This window comes from Campylobacter sp. BCW_6465 (assembly GCF_001762815.1).
Taxonomy (GTDB): domain Bacteria; phylum Campylobacterota; class Campylobacteria; order Campylobacterales; family Campylobacteraceae; genus Campylobacter_D; species Campylobacter_D jejuni.
Window position 1 is genome coordinate 1 of the sequence record NZ_MJXN01000103.1, and the last position, 3310, is coordinate 3310.

Genomic DNA, 3310 nt, shown 5'->3' on the forward strand with positions numbered 1-3310 from the left:
CCTACATTTAAGGTATTGCTTAATCCTACTATGGTATCTTTAGATAAGCCTACATTAGTTAAGTATTCTCCTCCTACATTGACATTTTTAGCTAAGTCTATGGTTTGAGTATGAATCTTTTTAATCCTTTCATTATAAATTCCATCCACTATAGAATCTTTATCATTTAAGATTCTTTGAGTGAAATTATGCTGGACTAATTCATCATAATCCTTTTGGGCTTTTAAATAAATTTGTTCTTTATCTTTTATATTTGAGAGGGTAAGTTCAATGGCTTTTTTTGCATAATTTAAATCTTTAGTCATTTTAACACTAAATGCGTTATTCCTTGTGTTGTTTTAAAAGCAGGTGTGTTAAAATAGGCAAATAAAATTAATTGATATTTTTCATTCATATTATAAAGTATATTCCTATCATTTTGTGAAAGCATAGAAGTATTAAAGGTTATATCATTTCCTTGAAGATTTTCTAAAATCTTAATTTTAGATTGATTGCATTCTAATTCCTCTTCTTTTTTTACACAATATGCCCATTTAATTGTCTCATCGAAGAAAAATTTCTCCTCATTATTTAAGTAAGCTCTAACAAAAATAGTTTCATTGTAAGGGATTTTATCAGTAGTATTTTGCTGTTCTTTTTCTTTATAAGCTTTCAAATTTGTGATATATAAATTCTCTCTTGAATTTTTTATTTGTTTTTCATACCCATTTGTCTCAGTATCTAAATAAAGATTTTCTCCAAAATCTTGCATACTTACCTTATTTGTAAAAGTATAACAACCTCCTTGCTTATCTGCAGAACTTAAAGAGACTATTGCCACATTTCCAATTTTATGCATTTGACTTGTGCTAAAGCCTTCTAAGGTTTTTGTAGCTATAATACATTTTGTAGCTCTTTTAAAAAAAGAAGAGTTTTCATCTAAAATTAAATCAATCTTGAAACTGCTCTTATAAATGCCTTCTTGATACTCTAGCTTTAAACTTTCATAAATCCTTCTGTTCTCACAATTATGAAGAAATATTTTAGTGATGGTTTCATGATTATTTCCATTTTTATCTAAAATCTTAAGATTATTAAGTGTTAATTCAAAATTCCCTCCTCTATGCGATAAAATCTCTTCGCTACTATACCTTTCTAGTTTTAAATAGATTTTTAGCATCTTTGAGGCTTTATCTTGTAAAATTTTAAATTGGTTTTCTTTAGCAAAACTGTATAATTCTATAGCATTTTCTTCATTGCTAGTAAGAGCAACTTTTAAAATTCCATCGTTTTTATTAATAAAATATGATATATTGTTTTTTACTGCTTTAAAGTATATTTCATCTTCTTTTTTTAAAATAAGTTCTTCTTGGGTGCTACAAGAAAAAGCTTGTGGATTAATTGCTTGTTGTTCTTCTTGTGTTGGATCATATTTTAAATACATTAGCTCACATTGATCTTCTATTAATTTAGAACAATCTATTTTTGCTTTTGCTCCTATAAGTAAAGTAATAAAAGTATTTTTAGGTTGTTCTATTTGTATAATAGATGGAGTGGGATTTGGATAGAGTATAAGAATATTATGGGGTGTATTTGCTTCTAGTTTTTCAAACTTTTGTCTTAAAGTTTTATTAAGCAAGGCAACATTATCCAATTTATTAGCACCTAAATTCTCACAATAATTAGCAATACAATAAATATTATCTAAGCTAAAATTTTTTTGAGTGAGGGTGTTTAGGTAATCTAAATGAGGCTTAAGGGTTGCAACAATATCATTTATGGGCTTTTTGGTAAGTTGTGAAATTGGTTTAAGTTTTTGAATTTTTTTAAATCGATAATATAATCTTGATAAGGTATAAAATCTAAATCGTTTTCATACCAAAGTGCTAAATTATATAGTGTATCTTGTTTATGAACTTGTTTGGAGCTTGTTCTATTTGTATTGATTTTATGTATTCTATATTTAATTATTTCCCTTTTGATATTTAAGTAAGAAAACACATCAAAAATAAGACTTATTTTATTAATATTTGGATTAGATAGATAAATATCGGCTTCATCGCAAGCCCTAATAAGAAATGGAATAAAGTTTTTTGGGTTAGTTTTGTATCGTATTAAAAACCACAATAGGAATCTCGAATTTTTGATAATAGAATCTCGAATATTATCTTTGATATTATTAAATCTGCCATGATAATGTAAAGAAACCAAGGAAGCTTTTTCTTGACTATATTCCAACAAGTTATCGCCAATATATTGTGATATATACTTTTTATATGAATCAAAGGTTCTTTCCAAAATTTCTTGGGCTTGTTCTTGCGTAAGCGAAAAATTAAACACTTTATTTTGTAAATAACCTTTTACTATCTTTGGGTCTGTAAAACCTGCCTTATTGGCTCTATATTTCTCTATAATTTCATAAAAAGTTAATTCTTCATCTCCTATTTTAAGTTTTTTAGAATCATCTGGTAAATACCCTTCTAAAAGTAACTTTGGATTATTTCCTGTCTTTAAATCAAGTCCATATCCAATAGTTACATTGCCTGCAATATGTATAGCATTTTCTTGTTTATAATTTGAATTTTCAAAAGCAATAAGAAGCTTTGCACATTCTTTTTTATAATCATTTTCATTTAATTTTTTAACATCATAAAGCATTATTGCATTTCCTTTTTATAGATATCTCCCCACTCAAATATCGTTTGGTTGCCACACATTGTGCTACAAAAATAATCGGGTGAATTAAATACTTTCTCATCTCTTATAAATACAATACCCTGTTGATTTTTCCTAATATAAATTTTACAATTTGCAAAATCCTTATCATCATTTAAAGCTATAGCTTCTTGTTGAGATTTTATCTGTAATTTCAAAGTTATATCGCATTCGTGCATATCATTAAATTCACTTTTATGGAGGATAGCCTCATATCTAGCTTCACAAATATTAAACTTATCACACTTTTTTATTGTAAAGCTCCCCATATAAAGATTTTCTTGTAATGTATAAGTCCCAAGCCACACATTGCCCGTGTGTGCTGTGTAATTTTGCAATTCTCCAACTCTATTTTGCAAAAGCTCTTTTACACATTCTTTAGATTTGCATTGATTTAGGGTTTGAAGCCATAATCGTTGCGATGTTAAAAGCTTATTTTGCTCATTTTTGTTTAGATTCTGTCTTAGTTCTTTATATGTCTTTGCCATATATCTATCAAGTTTTTGTAACTCCCCACTTTCATCATTACAAATCATCTTTTCAACCTTACTTTTTGCTTTAGCACAATCAAAACTAGGTTTGGCTTCTTTTGGGGATTGTGCATTAGCACTAATGG

At 27.5% G+C, this 3310-nt stretch carries 4 protein-coding genes; all 4 read right to left on the reverse strand.

Annotated elements, in window-relative coordinates:
• Positions 1-305 (reverse strand): bacteriophage T4 gp5 trimerisation domain-containing protein (locus tag AJ886_RS07855; protein WP_410002371.1); only part of this gene is annotated, 305 nt, incomplete at its 3' end.
• Entirely contained in the window at positions 302-1633 is a 1332-nt protein-coding gene (locus AJ886_RS10700) for a hypothetical protein (protein WP_261662839.1), read from the reverse strand. The genes AJ886_RS10700 and AJ886_RS07855, both read right to left, overlap by 4 nt.
• A 122-nt stretch (positions 1634-1755) precedes the next feature.
• Positions 1756-2637 (reverse strand): hypothetical protein, encoded by an 882-nt coding sequence (locus tag AJ886_RS07870; protein ID WP_070261133.1) that lies wholly within the window; start codon positions 2635-2637, stop codon positions 1756-1758.
• On the reverse strand, positions 2637-3308 hold the full coding sequence (locus tag AJ886_RS10850) for a lysozyme inhibitor LprI family protein (RefSeq protein WP_261662842.1): 672 nt from the start codon (positions 3306-3308) through the stop codon (positions 2637-2639). Before AJ886_RS10850 ends, AJ886_RS07870 begins: the two co-directional genes overlap by 1 nt.
• Between the last annotated feature and the right edge of the window lie 2 nt (positions 3309-3310).

What these genes read in the sequence shown, in the direction of transcription:
- AJ886_RS07870 (WP_070261133.1), bottom strand. Translation starts at nt 2,637, where the DNA reads ATGCTTTATGATGTTAAAAAATTAAATGAAAATGATTATAAAAAAGAA.